Source organism: Janthinobacterium sp. HH102 (genome assembly GCF_001758625.2).
Taxonomy (GTDB): domain Bacteria; phylum Pseudomonadota; class Gammaproteobacteria; order Burkholderiales; family Burkholderiaceae_D; genus Janthinobacterium.
Window position 1 is genome coordinate 1,307,014 of record NZ_CP062062.1, and the last position, 16,951, is coordinate 1,323,964.

Sequence of the window (16,951 nt, forward strand, 5' to 3'; positions counted from 1 at the left end):
GCTCCGTAATGACACAACTCACGGTGCCGGAATTTCAGCATCGCACGGTGCTGCTCGATGAAGCGGTCGATGCGCTCGACCTGTCGGGCGACCGCGCGCACGGCATTTACGTCGATGGCACGTTTGGCCGCGGCGGCCATAGCCGCCTGATCCTGTCGCGCCTGGCCGATGACGCGCGCCTGATCGGCTTCGACAAGGATTTGCAAGCCATCGCCACGGCCGAACAGATTGCCGACCCCCGTTTTCAGATCGTCCATGACAGCTTTGCCACCATGACGGCCAGCCTGGCCGAACGCGGCGTGCAGCAGGTGGACGGCATTTTGCTCGACCTGGGCATCTCGTCGCCGCAGGTCGACGACGCGGCGCGCGGTTTCAGCTTCCGCAACGACGGACCGCTGGACATGCGCATGGATACCACGCGCGGCGTCTCCGCGGCCGAGTGGCTGGCGGTGGAAACCGAGCAGAATTTAGAGAAAGTGATACGCGATTATGGGGAAGAACGGTTTGCTTTTCAGATTGCAAAGGCGATTGTTGCTGGCCGGGCAGTCCAGCCAATTTCAAGCACACGACAGCTTGCCGGCATCGTGGCAGGCGCCGTCAAGACCCGCGAGAAGGGTAAGGACCCCGCTACCCGCACCTTTCAGGCAATCCGCATTTTCATTAACAAAGAGCTCGAGGATCTCGAGATCGGTCTGAACCAGGCGTATGCCTGCCTGGCGCCCGGCGCGCGCATGGCCGTGATCAGTTTTCATTCGCTCGAAGACCGCATGGTCAAGCGCTTCTTCGCCTCGAAGGCGAACGTGGAGCAGCCTGACCGCCGTCTGCCGATCCGCGCGGTCGACTTGCCGCAGCCGGAAATGAAGCTGATTTCGAAAATGAAGCCGTCCGACGCCGAGATCGAGGGCAATCCCCGTTCGCGTTCGGCCGTGATGCGCGTGGCGCAGCGTTTGCCCATTCCAGTTAGTGGCGGCGCCCGATGACTGGCAAGCTGTGTGTCGTGCTGTCGGCCCTGCTGGTGTGCTGCGGCCTGTCGCTGGTGAACGCGCAGTACCAGTCGCGCCACCTGCTGATCGACCTGGAACGCGCGCAAGCGCTGTCGCGCCAGCTCGACATCGACTGGGCGCAACTGCAGCTGGACCAGTCCACTTTGGGCAAGCATGAACGCATCGAATCGATCGCACGGCGCGACCTGAGCATGACGCCGCTGACGGCGGCGCGTACGCAATACCTGACGGAGGGCGAATAATGAAGTTGGGCGGTAATAGCAACGGCCGGGTGGCGGCATCGAAAGGCGTGCCATTCTCGAAGAACCCCGTACTGGCGGTGCGTCTGCCCGTCTGGCGTTCGCGCGTCGTGCTGTTCCTGCTGTTCTTCGCTTTCGCCGGCCTGGGCGCGCGCGCCCTGTGGCTGCAGGGCGTGTCGACGCAGTTCCTGCAAAAGCAGGGCAAGGCGCGCTATGAGCGCACGCTGGAACTGCCTGCCACGCGCGGCAAGATTACCGACCGCAACGGCCAGGTGCTGGCGTCGTCCGTCCCCGTGAAAGCCATCTGGGCCATTCCCGACGACGTGCTGCAGGCGTCGCCCGAAAAAATCAATGCGCTGGCCGGCCTGCTGGAAATGAACGTCAACGAATTGCGCAAGAAGCTCGATTCGGACCGCAGCTTCGTATACCTGAAACGCCAGGTTGAGATGGACGTGGCCGACAAGATTTCCAAGCTCGGCATCGACGGCATCGACGAGCGCAAGGAATACAAGCGCTTCTATCCACAGGGCGAAGTGATGACCCACGTGGTGGGCTTTACCAACGTGGAAGACGTGGGCCAGGAAAGCATGGAACTGGCCCAGCAGAAAACCCTCGTCGGCACCACCGGCAGCCGCCGCGTGATCAAGGACCGTCTGGGCCACATCGTCGAAGACATCGGCTTCATCCACGAACCGCATGACGGCAAGGACCTGACCCTGTCCGTCGACAGCAAGATCCAGTACATCGCCTTCACGCAGTTGAAGGAAGCGGTGGAGAAATTCAACGCCAAGGCCGGCGGCGCCGTGGTGCTCGACGTGCACACGGGCGAAGTGCTGGCCCTGGCCAATTACCCGAGCTACGACCCGAACGACCGCCGCAAGCTTACGGGCCAGCAGCTGCGCAACCGCGTCATGACCGATACCTTCGAACCCGGTTCGACCCTGAAACCGATCACGGTGTCGCTGGCGCTTGACACGGGCCGGGTCAAGCCGACCACCCTGATCGACACGGGCCCGGGCCGCTACACGATCGCCGACCGCACGATCACCGACACCAAGCCGCACGGCGTGATCAATGTCTCCGAGATCATCGAGATGTCGTCGAATATCGGCACCTCGAAGATCGCGCTGGGCATGCCGTCGCAGGAAATGTGGGAAATGTTTACCAAGGTCGGCTTCGGCCAGCAGCCGAAATGGGGCTTCCCCGGCGCCGTGGCCGGCCGCGTGCGTCCGTATAAATCGTGGCGTCCGGTGGAACAGGCGACCATGAGCTACGGTAACGGCATTTCCGTGTCGCTGATCCAGCTGGCGCGCTCTTATATGATGTTCGCGCGCGACGGCGACACGATTCCGCTGTCGTTCCAGAAGGTCAATGAACTGCCCGTGGGCCAGCAGGTGATCAAGCCGAAGACGGCCGCCGACATGCGCGCCATGCTCGAACTGGTGGTCTCCGGCGCGCACGGCTCGGCCAAGCGCGCCCAGGTCGCCGGCTACCGCGTGGGCGGCAAGACGGGTACCGCCTATAAGGTGGAAAACGGCCGCTACGCGATGCCGCGCAAATACATCGGCTCTTTCGTGGGCATGGTGCCGATGTCGGCGCCGCGCTTCATCATTGCCGTGATGATCGACGAACCGACCGGCCCCGCTCACTATGGCGGCCAGGTCGCCGCTCCCGCTTTCGCGGCGATTGCGACCAACGCGCTGCGCGCGATGAACGTACCGCCCGATTCCTCCGTTACCGAAATCGTGGTCCCGGCCAATGCCGGCCCGGAGGCCATGTGAAGTCACTCATGACCATACAAGACATCAGTTTGTGGATCAAAACGGCTGCCCCGTCCGGGCAGCTGACGTCCGATTCGCGCCGCGTGCAGCGCGGCGACGTGTTTTTCGCCTATGCGGGCGCCACCGATTTCATCGCCGCCGCCATCGCGCAGGGCGCCGCCGCCATCGTGCATGACGCCGTGGAATGGAACGCCGCATGGAGCGTGCCGCACCTGCTGGTCAGCGACCTGAAACGCCTGGCCGGCCCCGTGGCGCATGCTTTCTACGACATGCCCGACAGCGCCATGTTCAGCGCCGGCGTAACGGGCACGAATGGCAAGACCTCGTGCGCCTTGTGGCTGGCGCAAGCCCTGGCGCGCCTGGGCGAGCCATCGTCCGTCATCGGGACCTTGGGCGTGGGCCTGTGCAAGCCGCGCGGCGCCATCGAATTTGACGTCACCGGCTACACGACGCCCGACGCCGTGCTGCTGGCGCGCAAGCTGGCCGCCATGCGCGACGCTGGCGCCAAGGCCGTCGCCATCGAAGTGTCGTCGATCGGCCTGGACCAGGACCGCGCGGCCGGCATGCATTTTGACGTCGCCATGTTTACCAATCTGACGCGCGACCACCTCGACTACCATGGCGACATGGCGGCCTACGAGGCGGCCAAGGTCAAGCTGTTCGACTGGCCCGGCCTGAAAACGGCCGTCATCAACCTGGACGACCCCATGGGTTTGCGCCTGGCGGCGCACGTGGATGGCAAGCTGGCCGGCGAATATCCCGTCATCGGCTACACCCTGCAGGATGCGGCCGCCTTGCCCGACCTGCCGGGCGTGCTGATGCTGCGCGCCAGCCAGTTCCGCAGCCGCAATGCCGGCACCGACTTCCACCTCGAATGCGCGCTGGGCGTGGCGCTGGTCAAGACGCAGCTGGTGGGCCACTTCAATATCAGCAACGCGCTGGCCGTGCTGGGCGCCTTGCTGGCGCACGGCACCGGCCTGCGCGCCGCCATCGACGGCATCGAATCCTTGCAGCCGGCCCCGGGCCGCATGCAGCAGGTGGGCGGCCAGGAAGCGCCGATGGTGGTCATCGATTACGCGCATACGCCGGACGCGCTGGAAAAGACCCTGGCCGCCTTGCGCCAGGTGGCGCAGGAACGGGGCGGCCAGCTGTGGTGCGTGTTCGGCTGCGGCGGCGACCGCGATCCGGGCAAGCGTCCGCAGATGGGCGCCATCGCGCAGCTGGCCGATCACGTGCTCGTCACCAGCGACAATCCGCGCAGCGAAGACCCGCACGCCATCATCGCGCAGATCGTCGCCGGCATGCGCGCAGACGGCCCGCAGCCGCAAGCCATCGAAGACCGCGCCGCCGCCATCCTGTCGGCCATCAAGCACGCCGCCAAGCCGGACGTGATCCTGTTGGCGGGCAAGGGCCATGAACCGTACCAGGAAATCAAGGGCAAGAAACTGCCGTTCTCCGATGCCGACCATGCGCAGCTGGCCCTGTCCGCGCGCCTGACCATGATGAGGACGAACTGATGCGCGGCACCCTGACAGAACTGATGCCGTCGCTGGACGGCGCGCAGCTGAAGGGCGACGCCGTTTTTGACGGTGTCTCCACCGACAGCCGCAGCGCCCAGGCCGGTTCGCTCTTCGTCGCCCTGCGCGGCGAGAGTTTCGACGCCCACGACTTCCTCGAGCAGGTGGCCGCGCGCGGCGTCGCCGCCGTGGTGGTCGAGCGCCTGCCCGCAGGCTGGGACAGCGGCAAGGTAGCGGCCATCGTGGTGCCCGATACCCTGGCCGCGCTGGGCCGCATCGCCAACCACTGGCGCGGCCGTTTCAATGTGCCCGTCATCGGCGTCACCGGCAGCAATGGCAAGACCACCGTCAAGGAGATGATTGCATCGATCCTGGCGGCGGCCTTTGGCGAAGAAGCGCGCCTGGCCACGCGCGGCAACCTGAATAACGAGATCGGCGTGCCATTGACCCTGTTCCGTCTGAGCGAGCAGCACAAGGCGGCCGTCATCGAGATGGGCATGAACCATCCGGGAGAAATCGCGCGTCTGGCCGCGATTGCCGCGCCGACCCTGGCGATGGTCAACAATGCGCAGCGCGAGCATCAGGAATTCATGCATACGGTCGAAGCGGTGGCGCGCGAAAACGGCGCCGCGCTGGCGGCATTGGCCGGCGACGGCGTGGCCGTCTTCCCGCATGGCGACGAATTCACGCCCTTGTGGCGCGAGCTGGCCGGCGCGCGCGCCGCCATCACCTTCGGCCTGTCGAAAGAGGCGGACGTGAGCTGCACGCACCGCACGGCCGAGGATTTTGGCAGTGACCTGTTCGTCAGCGTGCGCGCGCAGGACGGCGCCTTGCGCCAGTTCTTCGTGGGCTTGCAGGCGGCGGGCGAACACAATGTGCGTAATGCGCTGGCCGCGGCGGCATGCGCCTTGGGCGCCGGCATCGCCATCGAACATATCAAGCAGGGCCTGGAGGCGTTCGCGCCCGTGAACGGCCGCCTGCAGAAAAAACGTGCCGCCAACGGCGCCACCATCATTGACGACACGTATAACGCCAATCCGGATTCGGCGCGCGCGGCCATCGATGTACTGGCGCAGGCCGCGGCACCACGCATCCTGGTGCTGGGCGAGATGGGCGAAGTCGGCACGCAGGGGCAGCAGTTCCACGAAGAGATCGGCGCCTACGCCGCCGCCAAAGGCATCGAACACGTGCTGGCGACGGGCGGCCTGGCGCGCCATCTGGTGAGTGCGGCGCAGGCAGCCGCCAGCCAGGAATCGGGCACGGTCGTGGAGTATTTCGAACAGTTCGACGGTTTGCTGGCGGCGCTCGATGCGCATTTGTCCGGCCGTTCGGATGCAACAGTATTAATCAAGGGCTCCCGCTTCATGAAGATGGAACGGGCCGTGCAGCATTTGATTGGTTCAAACAACAATAACAAGGAAGCTCACTAATCATGCTGCTCTGGCTCGCTCATTATTTCCAGGACGACATTGGCCCATTGCGGGTCTTTAACTTCATCACTTTCCGCGCCGTCTTCGCCACCTTGACGGCGATTTTGATCGGCCTGTGCGCCGGCCCCGCCGTGATCCGCATGCTCACGCGCATGAAGGTCGGCCAGGCCGTGCGTACGGACGGCCCGCAAACGCATCTGAAAAAACACGGCACGCCTACCATGGGCGGTGTGCTGATCCTCATCGCCATCGGCATTTCCACCTTGCTGTGGGCCGACCTGTCGAACCGCTTCATCTGGCCGGTCCTGATCGTCACCCTGGGCTTTGGCGCCGTCGGCTGGGCCGACGATTACCGCAAGGTGGTGCACCAGGACCCGGAAGGCATGCGCTCGCGCGAAAAATACTTCTGGCAGTCGCTGATCGGCATCGTCGCCGCGTTTTACCTGGCGTTTTCCGTCTCCGTGTCGGAACCTGACGCGGGCCACGTGTGGAACCTGATCTACGCCTGGGTACAGTCGGGCTTCGCCATGGACCTGCCGCCGAAGGCCGATTTGATCGTCCCGTTCTTCAAGACCATCAGCTATCCGCTGGGCGTGTGGGGCTTCATCGCGCTGACCTATTGCGTCATCGTCGGCACCAGCAACGCCGTCAACTTCACGGACGGTCTCGATGGCCTGGCCATCATGCCGACCGTGATGGTGGGCACGGCCCTGGGCCTGTTCGCCTACCTGACGGGCAACGCCACGTATGCGCGCTACCTGTTCATCCCGCACATTCCGGGCGCCGGCGAACTGGTGATCTTCTGCGGCGCGCTGGCAGGTTCCGGCCTGGCCTTCCTTTGGTATAACACGCACCCCGCGAAAGTGTTCATGGGCGATGTGGGCGCGCTGGCACTGGGCGGCGCACTGGGCACCGTCGCCGTCATCGTGCGCCAGGAAATCGTGCTGTTCATCATGGGCGGCATCTTCGTCGTCGAAACGCTGTCCGTGATCATCCAGGTCGTCTGGTTCAAGTACACCAAGAAGCGCTTTGGCGCGGGCCGCCGCGTCTTCCTGATGGCGCCATTGCATCACCATTTTGAACAAAAAGGCTGGAAGGAGACGCAGGTTGTCGTGCGTTTCTGGATCATCACCATGATGCTGGTGCTGCTCGGCCTGACCACCTTGAAGCTGCGCTGATGATGTACGACGCTAAAACCGCACTGGTACTGGGCCTCGGCGAATCGGGGCTGGCCATGGCCCTGTGGCTGGCCCGCAGCGGTGCCTGCGTGCGCGTGGCCGATACGCGCGAAGCGCCAGAGCGCCTGGCCGCGTTGCAGGCTGCCGTGCCGCAGGCGCAGTTCATCGCCGGCGCCTTCTCGGCCGAGCTGCTCGATGGCGTCGACTTCGTTGCCGTCAGCCCCGGCCTGGCGCCGGGCCGCGAACTGGCTGGAATCGCCCCGGCCGCGCAGGAAAAAAATATCCCCGTGTGGGGCGAGATCGAACTGTTCGCGCAGGCCCTGGCGGCGCTCAAGGCGGAACGCGGCTATGCGCCGAAAGTCATCGCCATCACGGGCACGAATGGCAAGACGACCGTCACCAGTCTGGTAGGCCTGCTGTGCGAGCGCGCCGGATTGGTCACGCGCGTGGCCGGCAATATCAGCCCCGCCGCGCTGGACGTGCTGCGCGAAGTGCTCGATGCCGAGCCCGCGCCGCAGCCGGTGGAGACGGACGCTGAAGCGGCGGAACCCGTCGCCGGCACCTTGCCGCAGGCGTGGATACTCGAGTTGTCCAGCTTCCAGCTGCACACCACGTTCAGCCTGCAGGCCGATGCGGCCACGGTCCTGAATCTGTCGCAGGATCACCTGGACTGGCATGGCGACATGGCCGCGTATGCCAAGGACAAGGCGCGCATCTTCGGCGAGCAGACCGTGCGCATCCTGAACCGCGACGATGCCTTGGTCATGCACATGGCCGATCCGCTGGCCGAGACGGTCACCTTCGGCACGGGCGAGCCGGCGGAAGTGGACAGCTTTGGCCTGGTCAATGAACGCGGCATCTTCTGGCTGGCGCAAGCCGTGCCCAGCGAAGAAGTGATCGAGAAAAAACGCAGGAAGAACGATCCGGCGCCGGAACCGGTGCCGACGATGGCCAAGAAACTGATGCCGGCCGACGCGCTGAAAATCCGCGGCCAGCATAACGCCTCGAATGCGCTGGCGGCGCTGGCCCTGTGCCGCGCCATCGGCTTGCCGTTCGCGCCGCTGCTGCATGGCTTGCGCGAGTACCAGGGCGAACCGCACCGCGTGGAGCTGATCACGGCCGTGGGCGAGGTCGAATATTACGACGACAGCAAGGGCACCAACGTGGGCGCGACAGTGGCCGCGTTGTCCGGCCTGGGCAAGGCGTTTGGCGGCGCGGAACAGCGCCTGGTGCTGATCGCCGGCGGCGACGGCAAGGGGCAGGATTTCTCGCCGCTGGCCGAACCGGTCTCGCGCTACGTGCGCGCCGTGGTGCTGATCGGCCGTGATGCGCCAGCCTTGCGCGCGGCGCTCGAGCCGGCCGGCGTGGACATCATCGATTGCGCCACCTTGCCGGAAGCCGTCAAGCGCGCCAGCAGCCTGGCGCTGGCCGGCGACGCCGTGCTGCTGTCGCCCGCATGCGCCAGCCTGGACATGTTCAAGAACTATGCGCACCGCGCGCAGGTGTTTGTCGACGCCGTGCGCGACATCGCCCTGGAAAACGGACAGGATATCTGATGGCCTTCCAACTGCCTTTCCGCTTTGGTTCCGGCTCGGCTGCCAAGCCGCTGGATAGCCGCGCGCGGCAGTCGAAAATGATGGATTACGACAAGCCGCTGGTGTGGGTTGTCCTGCTGCTCATGTTGCTGGGCATGGTGATGGTGTATTCGGCGTCGATCTCGCTGTCGGACGCGCGCAAGTTCGCCGCCTACACGAACAATTATTTCGTCGTGCGCCAGGCGCTGTTCATCGGCGTGTCGGTGATCGCGGGCGCGCTGGTGTTCCGCATTCCCATCGCGACCTGGCAAAAAATCGCGCCGTGGCTGTTCATCGGCACCCTGGTGCTGCTGGTGATGGTCCTGATACCGGGCCTGGGCGTGTCGGTCAACGGCGGTCGCCGCTGGCTGAATCTGCCGGGCCTGCGGCCGCAGCCGTCCGAGCTGATGAAGGTGGTGATGGTGCTGTACGCGGCCGACTACACGGTGCGCAAGCAGGAATACATGCACAAGCTGACCAAGGGCTTCATGCCGATGGCGCTGGCCGTCAGCTTCGTCGGTTTGCTGCTGCTGATGGAACCCGATCTGGGCGCCTTCGGCGTGATCGTCTGCATCGCCATGGGCATCCTGTTCCTGGGCGGCGTCAACGCCATCTGGTTCGGCGGCATCGGCGCCATGCTGACGGCGATCTTCGTCACCATCATCGCCCTGTCGAAATTCCGCCGCGAGCGGTTTTTTGCGTATCTCGATCCGTGGCAGGAAGACAATGCGCTGAACAAGGCGTATCAGCTGACGCACTCCTTGATCGCCTTCGGGCGCGGCGAGCTGTTTGGCGTGGGCCTGGGCGGCAGCGTGGAAAAACTGCATTACCTGCCCGAAGCGCATACGGACTTTTTGCTGGCCGTGATCGGCGAGGAACTGGGCCTGGTTGGCGTGCTGGTCGTGATCGGCATGTTCTACTGGATTATCAAGCGCGCCTTCGACATCGGCCGCCAGGCGATCGCCATCGACCAGACCTTTGCCGGCCTGACGGCGAAAGGCATCGCCATCTGGATCGGCGTGCAGACCTTCATCAACATGGGCGTGAACCTGGGCCTGCTGCCGACCAAGGGCCTGACCTTGCCCTTGATGAGTTATGGCGGCACGGGCGTACTGATTAACTGTATCGGCCTGGCGATTTTGCTGCGCATCGATTACGAAAACCGGATCCTGATGCGCGGAGGCCGGCTATGAACAACGTGACGAATTTGAAAACGACGAAAAGACTGATGATCATGGCGGCCGGCACCGGCGGCCATATCTTCCCGGGCCTGGCGATTGCGCAGACGATGCGCGCGCGCGGCTGGGAAGTGAGCTGGCTGGGCACGACCCATGGCATGGAGCAGGAACTGGTGCCGAAAAGCGGCATTCCCATGGATGCCATCGAATTTTCCGGCATGCGCGGCAAGGGCCTGGCGCACACGGTCAAAGGCGGCTTCAGGATGCTGGCCAGCTTCTTTGCCATCCGCCGTTTCATCGCCAGCCGCAAGCCGGACGTGGTGATGGGCATGGGCGGCTACGTCACCGTGCCGGGCGGCCTGATGGCGCGCCTGAAGGGGGTGCCGCTGGTGCTGGTCAATGCCGACGCGGCGCTGCTGCTGTCGAACAAGACGCTGGTACCGCTGGCGCAGCAGGTGTGCTTCGGGTTCCCCGCCGATTTCGGCAGCGCCGCCGGCAAGGCCGTCGTCACGGGCAATCCCGTGCGTGCCGAGATCCTCGCCATGGCACCGCCAGCCTCGCGTTTCGCGGGACGCAGCGGACAGCTGCGCATCCTGGTGGTGGGCGGCAGTCTGGGCGCGAAAGCGCTGAACGACAATCTGCCCGCCGCGCTGGCCCTGATGCCGGAGGGCGAACGCCCGCTGGTGACGCACCAGTCGGGCAAGAAGAATATCGACGCCCTGCATGCCGCGTATGCGCAGGCGGGCGTGCAAGCGAACGTGGTCGACTTCATCGACGACATGGCCAGGGCGTATACCGAGGCCGACCTGGTGATTTGCCGCGCGGGCGCCATCACCTTGTCGGAATTGACGGCGGCCGGCGTGGCCAGCGTGCTCGTGCCGCTGGTGGCGTCGACCACCAGCCACCAGCGCGACAACGCGCAATGGATGGCGAAGCAAGGCGCGGCGATTCATCTGCCGCAGACGGAAATGAGTGCGGTGTCGCTGAGCACTCTGCTGGCGTCCTTGACGCGCGAGACCTGCCAGCAGATGGCGCAGGCGGCACTGGCAGCAGGCAAGCGCGACGCCAATGAGGCGATCGCACACGTATTGGAAAAATTGGCATGAGGTTAGCTCTGTGAAGCATAAAGTAAACAATATCCACTTTGTCGGCATTGGCGGCAGCGGCATGAGCGGCATCGCCGAAGTGCTGGTCAACCTCGGCTACAAGGTGTCGGGCTCCGACCTGGGCAGCAATGCGGCGACGCAGCGCCTGGCGAGCCTGGGCGCGACCGTCATGCTCGGCCACGCGGCCGAGAACATCGGCGACGCCGATGCGGTGGTGACGTCGGGCGCCGTCCCGCAAGACAATCCGGAAGTGGCGGCCGCGCGCGCGCGCAAGATCCCGCTGGTGCCGCGCGCCGTGATGCTCGGTGAATTGATGCGCCTGAAACGCGGCATCGCCATCGCCGGCACGCACGGCAAAACCACCACCACCAGCCTGGTCGCTTCCGTGCTGGCGCAGGGCGGTCTCGATCCCACCTTCGTCATCGGCGGCCGCCTGACCAGTGCCGGCGCGAACGCCAAGCTGGGCTCGGGCGACTACCTGGTGGCCGAAGCCGATGAATCGGACGCCTCGTTCCTGAACCTGACGCCGATGATCGAAGTGATCACGAATATCGACGCCGATCACATGGACACCTACGAGCACGATTTCGAAAAGCTCAAGCAGGCCTTCGTGCAGTTCACGCACCGCTTGCCGTTCTATGGCCGCGCCATGCTGTGCATCGACGATCCGCACGTGCGCGCCATCATCCCGTCCGTCACCAAGCCCGTCACCACCTACGGTTTCGCGGAAGACGCGCAAGTGCGCGCCATCAACGCGCGCGCCGTGGGCCTGGAAATGCATTTCACCGTGCTGCAGGAAGGTTATCCGGACCTCGACGTGGTGCTGAACCAGCCCGGCATGCACAATGTGCAGAATGCCTGCTCGGCGATCGCCATCGCGCGCGAAATCGGCATCGCCGACAGCGCCACGCAGCAGGGCCTGGCCGAGTTTTCCGGCGTGGGCCGGCGTTTTACGCGCTATGGCGACGTGGCGCTGCCGAACGGCGGCACTTTCGCGCTGGTCGACGATTTCGGCCACCATCCGGTGGAAACGGAAGTGACCCTGGCCGCCGCGCGCGCCGCCTATCCGGGGCGCCGCCTGGTGCTGGCTTTCCAGCCGCACCGCTACAGCCGCACGCGCGACCTGTTCGAGGATTTCGTCAAGGTGCTCGGTGCGCCCGACGTGCTGCTCTTGTCCGAAGTGTATGCGGCGGGCGAGGCGCCTATCGTCGCCGCCGACGGCCGCGCCCTGGCGCATGCGCTGCGCGCGCGCGGCAAGATCGAGCCGATTTTCGTCGAGTCCATGACGGACATGGCCGACACCATCATGAGCGTGGCGCGCGACGGCGACGTCGTGCTGACCATGGGCGCCGGTTCCATCAGCGGCATCCCGAATCAACTGACAACGTATCAATCTCACACTGTAAAGGCCTGACGTGAACCAAGCTTCAGCTATCGACGTTAAACAATTGGGCAAGGTCGGCGTCCTGTTCGGCGGCCGCTCGGCCGAGCGCGAAGTGTCGCTGATGTCCGGCGCGGGCGTGCTGGCCGCTTTGAAAAGCCATGGCGTGGATGCGCATGGCTTCGACACGGGCGAACGCAGCCTGGCCGAACTGGCCGCTGAGAAGTTTGACCGCGTCTTCATCGCGCTGCACGGCCGCTTCGGCGAAGACGGCAGCCTGCAGGGCGCGCTGGAACAGCTGGGCATCCCGTACACCGGCAGCGGCGTGATGGCTTGCTCGGTGGGCATGGACAAGGTCTATACCAAGATGATCTGGCTGATGCACGAGCTGCCGACGCCGAAGTACGCGGTGCTGGACGACAGCTCCGACCTGGCCAAGGTCGCCGCGGAACTGGGCTTGCCGCTGATCGTCAAGCCGCCGCATGAAGGCTCGAGCATCGGCATCACGACGGTCAACGAGGCCTCGGCCTTCCAGGCGGCCTACGACATCGCCGCCGGCCTCGATGATTCGGTGCTGGCCGAGGAATTCATCAAGGGCCGCGAATTCACCGTGGCGATCCTGGGCAAGGGCGCCGCGGCGCGCGCGCTGCCGCCGATCGAAATCGTCGCGCCGCAAGGCAATTACGATTACCAGAACAAGTACTTCACGGACGATACGCAGTATTTCTGCCCGCCGCAGCTGGACCCGGCGATCATCGCCGAGATGGAACGCATCGCCCTGGCGGCCTACCGCGCCCTCGGCTGCGAAGGCTGGGGACGGGTCGATGTGCTGATGCGCGCGGCCGATAGCAAGCTGTTTTTGCTGGAAGTGAATACCTCGCCAGGCATGACGGGCCACTCGCTCGTGCCGATGGCGGCGCGCGCGGAAGGCACCAGCTATGAGGACCTGTGCCTGGAAATCGTTTCCGGCGCAAGCCTGAAAATGCACAAGGGACAGCGCTGATATGTGGCATGACGCTAAAAGCCTCAATACGACTGCCAACGGCTTGCTGGCCGCGGTGCTGGTCGTGTGCGTGGCCGCCGGCGTCTGGTGGGTGTCGCAGCGTCCCATGTTCGACCTGCGCACGATCAAGGTGGAGAGCGCGGACGACAAGGGCCTGCGCCACGTGAATTACCTGACCCTGCGCAGCGGCACTTTGGGCCGCATCAAGGGCAATTTTTTCACGACCAACCTGGAAAGCGTGCGCGGCGTGTTCGAATCGGTGCCCTGGGTGCGCCGCGCCAGCGTGCGGCGCGAGTGGCCGAACCAGCTGATCGTGGCGCTGGAAGAACACGAAGCGCTGGGCACCTGGGGCGAAGATGGACGCCTGCTGTCGGTCAAGGGCGATGTGTTTACAGCCAATGTGGCCGAAGCCGAGGATGACCATGAGTTGCCTGCGTTTGCCGGCCCCGATGGCAGCGAGAAGGAAGTACTGACCACCTATGTGCAGCTGGCAAAGTGGTTTTCACCGTTGAAGATGGTGCCTGAATCGCTGTCGCTGTCGAGCCGCTATGCGTGGACGGTGAAACTGAATAACGGCATGAGCGTGGCGCTGGGGCGCGAGCAGAATCATACAACCCTGAAAGCGCGGGTCGACCGGCTGGTGGGCATCTACCCGCAGCTGGCGAGCCGGCTGGAAAATATCGACACGATCGATATGCGCTACCAGAATGGCCTGGCGCTCAGTTCAGCCGGCCTGGTGATACCGGCCGAAGGCAAGGATGGCAGGCCGGCGCCGGCGATCAAGAAGAAAAATGGCAGTCCGATTAAAAAACCGGCTTGACCGAATACTCAATTAATCAATTAATAGCCCAAAAAACTAGGCGAAAGAAATGACAAAAGACGCGAAAAACCTGATCGTCGGCCTCGACATCGGCACCTCGAAAGTGGTGGCGGTGGTAGCCGAAGTGATGTCCGACGGGCGCCACGAAGTGATCGGGCTGGGCCAGCACGAATCGAAGGGCCTGAAAAAAGGCGTAGTGGTCAATATCGAGGCCACGGTGGAGTCCATCCAGCGCGCGCTGGAAGAGGCCGAGCTGATGGCCGACTGCAAGATCCGCAATGTGTACGCGGGCATTGCGGGCAGCCATATCCGCAGCTTCAATTCCAGCGGCATGGTGGCCATCAAGGACAAGGAAGTGACGGCGACCGACGTGGCGCGCGTCATCGAGACGGCAAAAGCGGTTAACATTCCGACCGATCAGCAATTGCTACACACGGTGCCGCAAGAGTTCATCGTCGACAGCCAGGAAGATGTGCGCGAGCCTATCGGCATGAGCGGCATCCGCCTGGAGGTGAAGGTGCATATCGTCACCGGCGCCGTGTCGGCGGTGCAGAACATCGTCAAGTGCGTGCGCCGCTGCGGCCTGGAAGTGTCGGACCTGATCCTGCAGCCGATGGCCTCGGCCGATGCGGTGCTCACGCCCGACGAGAAGGAACTGGGCGTGGTCCTGATCGACATCGGCGGCGGCACGACCGATGTGGCGGTATTCTCCGATGGCGCGATCCGCCATACGGCAGTCATTCCCATCGCCGGCGACCAGATCACCAACGACATCGCCATGGCCTTGCGTACCCCGACCGCGGAAGCGGAAGAAATCAAGATCCGCTATGGCGTGGCCAAGCAGGTCCTGGCCGACCCCGGCGAATCGCTGGAAGTGCCTGGCCTGGGCGACCGCGGCCCGCGCAACCTGTCGCGCCAGGCGCTGGCGGCAGTGATCGAGCCGAGGGTCGAGGAGCTGTTCGCGATGGTGCACCAGGTGGTGCGCGAATCCGGCTACGAAGGCGTGCTGTCGTCGGGCATCGTGCTCACGGGCGGCACGTCCATCATGCCCGGCATGGTGGAAATGGCCGAAGATATTTTCCTGAAACCGGCGCGCCTGGGCACGCCCGAGTATCGGGGCCAGCTGGCCGACGTGGTGCGCAGTCCGCGCTATGCCACGGTATTGGGCCTGCTGCTGGAAGCGAAGAAGCAATACCTGCGCGGCCACATCGTGACGCGTCAGGACGGCTCGGTGAAGGCAGTCTGGCAACGCATGAAGGAATGGTTTTTAGGGAATTTTTAAGGGCATGATTTACGCCCGGCAGTACAGGTTTTTTGGCAGCATCGCAGGTACACACACATAACTTTATTTTATATTTAACCGCAGTTTTCAATCTCCAGTTCTCCTACCAATATGAGGCCTGGCGCTTGGAAACCGCATCTGATAGGAGCACATCATGGAGTTCGATATGGTCGATAACACAGCTTTAGGTACCGTCATCAAGGTCGTCGGCGTCGGCGGTGCGGGTGGCAATGCAGTCCAACACATGATCAACAAAGGCATGTCGGGCGTGGAGTTCATTGCCGCCAACACCGACGCACAGGCCCTGTCAACATCGAAGGCCCACAACATCATCCAGATCGGCGATACCGGTCTGGGCGCCGGCATGAAGCCTGCCGTCGGCCGCCAGCTGGCCGAAGAATCGCGCGCACGCATCGCCGATTCGCTGCGCGGCGCGCACATGGTCTTCATCGCCGCCGGCATGGGCGGCGGCACGGGCACTGGCGCCGCTCCTATCGTGGCCGAAGTGGCCAAGGAACTGGGCGCGCTGACGGTGGCCGTGGTCTCCAAGCCATTCTCGTACGAAGGCCAGAAGTGCATGGACATCGCCGACGAAGGCCTGGAGCAGCTGTCCCTGCACGTCGATTCGCTGATCATCATCCTCAATGAAAAACTGGAAGAGATATACGAAGACGAAAGCATGCTGGAATGGATGCAGCACGCCGATGATGTGCTTAACAACGCGGTGGCCGGCATCGCCGAAATCATCAACGTGCCTGGCCATATCAACGTCGACTTCAACGACGTGAAAACCATCATGGGCGAGCAGGGCAAGGCCATGATGGGCACGGCGACGGCGTCCGGCGTCGACCGCGCGCGCATCGCAGCCGAACAGGCTGTCGCTTCGCCGCTGCTGGACGGCATTGATCTCTCTGGCGCGCGCGGCGTGCTGGTCAACGTCACGGCCAGCCGTGGCTTGAAAGGCAAGGAGATCAAGGAAGTCATGGCTGCCGTGCGCGCGTTTGCCGCGCCGGACGCGTCGATCGCGCAAGGTATCGCCTACGACGACGCCATGGGCGACGATATCCGCGTTACCGTGGTGGCTACGGGCCTGGGCCGCGCGAAGAAAAACATCCAGCTGGTACCGCAGCAAGTGCTGCGCACCGGCACCCACAACAGCCCGCTGACCCCGTCGGCTGCCATGGGTAGCGCGCAAGCGGCGACGACGACGGTTGGCGTAGCCACGCCGGCAGCCGGTTTTGACGGCATGAAGGCGCCGGCAGTATGGCGCCGCGAATCGGCTTCCGAGCAAGTGCGCGCGATGGAAAAGAATGGCATGGAAACGTACGACATTCCAGCGTTCCTGCGCAAGCAAGCAGATTAAGGTGATCTGATGTCAGTAACGATGACGGCGGCCTGAGGGCCGCCGTTTTTTTTTCCGTTTTTTGACTTTTGGCTTTGCCTTTCTTGCCGCTTTCT

General features: G+C 64.1%; 14 protein-coding genes. All 14 read left to right on the forward strand.

The genetic code is table 11. The features are described from left to right. Nucleotides 1–8 precede the first annotated feature (8 nt). Entirely contained in the window at nt 9–980 is a 972-nt protein-coding gene (gene rsmH / locus JAB4_RS05975) for a 16S rRNA (cytosine(1402)-N(4))-methyltransferase RsmH (protein ID WP_070222499.1), read from the forward strand. Beyond that, nucleotides 977–1,246 (forward strand): cell division protein FtsL, encoded by a 270-nt coding sequence (gene ftsL / locus JAB4_RS05980; RefSeq protein WP_034748894.1) that lies wholly within the window; start codon nt 977–979, stop codon nt 1,244–1,246. The genes rsmH and ftsL overlap by 4 nt, the downstream gene beginning before the upstream one ends. Continuing rightward, nucleotides 1,246–3,024: a penicillin-binding protein 2 gene (locus JAB4_RS05985; RefSeq protein ID WP_070222497.1), complete on the forward strand. Its 1,779-nt coding sequence runs from the start codon at nt 1,246–1,248 to the stop codon at nt 3,022–3,024. Before ftsL ends, JAB4_RS05985 begins: the two co-directional genes overlap by 1 nt. Nucleotides 3,025–3,032: 8 nt before the next feature. Beyond that, nucleotides 3,033–4,541 carry a UDP-N-acetylmuramoyl-L-alanyl-D-glutamate--2,6-diaminopimelate ligase gene (locus JAB4_RS05990; RefSeq protein ID WP_070222495.1) on the forward strand — a complete coding sequence of 503 codons (1,509 nt, stop codon included), beginning with the start codon at nt 3,033–3,035 and terminating at the stop codon, nt 4,539–4,541. Continuing rightward, nucleotides 4,541–5,971 (forward strand): UDP-N-acetylmuramoyl-tripeptide--D-alanyl-D-alanine ligase, encoded by a 1,431-nt coding sequence (murF, locus tag JAB4_RS05995; protein ID WP_070222493.1) that lies wholly within the window; start codon nt 4,541–4,543, stop codon nt 5,969–5,971. Before JAB4_RS05990 ends, murF begins: the two co-directional genes overlap by 1 nt. A gap of 2 nt (nt 5,972–5,973) precedes the next feature. After that, nucleotides 5,974–7,149, forward strand: coding sequence for a phospho-N-acetylmuramoyl-pentapeptide-transferase (mraY, locus tag JAB4_RS06000; protein ID WP_070222491.1), 1,176 nt, complete (start codon nt 5,974–5,976; stop codon nt 7,147–7,149). Then, nucleotides 7,149–8,705, forward strand: coding sequence for a UDP-N-acetylmuramoyl-L-alanine--D-glutamate ligase (murD, locus tag JAB4_RS06005; RefSeq protein WP_070222489.1), 1,557 nt, complete (start codon nt 7,149–7,151; stop codon nt 8,703–8,705). The genes mraY and murD overlap by 1 nt, the downstream gene beginning before the upstream one ends. Continuing rightward, on the forward strand, nt 8,705–9,916 hold the full coding sequence (gene ftsW, locus JAB4_RS06010; protein ID WP_070222487.1) for a putative lipid II flippase FtsW: 1,212 nt from the start codon (nt 8,705–8,707) through the stop codon (nt 9,914–9,916). Before murD ends, ftsW begins: the two co-directional genes overlap by 1 nt. Next, a complete protein-coding gene (gene murG / locus JAB4_RS06015; RefSeq protein ID WP_071650230.1) occupies nt 9,913–11,007 on the forward strand; it encodes an undecaprenyldiphospho-muramoylpentapeptide beta-N-acetylglucosaminyltransferase in 1,095 nt (364 codons plus the stop codon). The genes ftsW and murG overlap by 4 nt, the downstream gene beginning before the upstream one ends. A 10-nt stretch (nt 11,008–11,017) precedes the next feature. Beyond that, complete coding sequence (gene murC, locus JAB4_RS06020) at nt 11,018–12,421, forward strand: UDP-N-acetylmuramate--L-alanine ligase (protein ID WP_070222485.1); 1,404 nt, start codon at nt 11,018–11,020, stop codon at nt 12,419–12,421. A gap of 1 nt (nt 12,422) precedes the next feature. Further along, entirely contained in the window at nt 12,423–13,391 is a 969-nt protein-coding gene (locus JAB4_RS06025; protein ID WP_070222483.1) for a D-alanine--D-alanine ligase, read from the forward strand. A 1-nt stretch (nt 13,392) separates the two neighbouring features. Beyond that, nucleotides 13,393–14,211, forward strand: a complete 819-nt coding sequence (locus tag JAB4_RS06030) for a cell division protein FtsQ/DivIB (protein ID WP_070222481.1) — start codon at nt 13,393–13,395, stop codon at nt 14,209–14,211. 49 nt (nt 14,212–14,260) lie between these two features. Further along, complete coding sequence (gene ftsA / locus JAB4_RS06035) at nt 14,261–15,493, forward strand: cell division protein FtsA (protein ID WP_010394955.1); 1,233 nt, start codon at nt 14,261–14,263, stop codon at nt 15,491–15,493. A gap of 154 nt (nt 15,494–15,647) precedes the next feature. Further along, a complete protein-coding gene (gene ftsZ, locus JAB4_RS06040; protein ID WP_034784974.1) occupies nt 15,648–16,856 on the forward strand; it encodes a cell division protein FtsZ in 1,209 nt (402 codons plus the stop codon). Nucleotides 16,857–16,951 lie beyond the last annotated feature (95 nt).

Excerpts from the sequence above, each read along its gene's own strand:
- rsmH (WP_070222499.1), top strand. The coding sequence starts at position 9 with ATGACACAACTCACGGTGCCGGAATTTCAGCATCGCACGGTGCTGCTC.
- ftsL (WP_034748894.1), top strand. The coding sequence starts at position 977 with ATGACTGGCAAGCTGTGTGTCGTGCTGTCGGCCCTGCTGGTGTGCTGC.
- JAB4_RS05985 (WP_070222497.1), top strand. The coding sequence starts at position 1,246 with ATGAAGTTGGGCGGTAATAGCAACGGCCGGGTGGCGGCATCGAAAGGC.
- JAB4_RS05990 (WP_070222495.1), top strand. The coding sequence starts at position 3,033 with ATGACCATACAAGACATCAGTTTGTGGATCAAAACGGCTGCCCCGTCC.
- murF (WP_070222493.1), top strand. The coding sequence starts at position 4,541 with ATGCGCGGCACCCTGACAGAACTGATGCCGTCGCTGGACGGCGCGCAG.
- mraY (WP_070222491.1), top strand. The coding sequence starts at position 5,974 with ATGCTGCTCTGGCTCGCTCATTATTTCCAGGACGACATTGGCCCATTG.
- murD (WP_070222489.1), top strand. The coding sequence starts at position 7,149 with ATGATGTACGACGCTAAAACCGCACTGGTACTGGGCCTCGGCGAATCG.
- ftsW (WP_070222487.1), top strand. The coding sequence starts at position 8,705 with ATGGCCTTCCAACTGCCTTTCCGCTTTGGTTCCGGCTCGGCTGCCAAG.
- murG (WP_071650230.1), top strand. The coding sequence starts at position 9,913 with ATGAACAACGTGACGAATTTGAAAACGACGAAAAGACTGATGATCATG.
- JAB4_RS06030 (WP_070222481.1), top strand. The coding sequence starts at position 13,393 with ATGTGGCATGACGCTAAAAGCCTCAATACGACTGCCAACGGCTTGCTG.
- ftsA (WP_010394955.1), top strand. The coding sequence starts at position 14,261 with ATGACAAAAGACGCGAAAAACCTGATCGTCGGCCTCGACATCGGCACC.
- ftsZ (WP_034784974.1), top strand. The coding sequence starts at position 15,648 with ATGGAGTTCGATATGGTCGATAACACAGCTTTAGGTACCGTCATCAAG.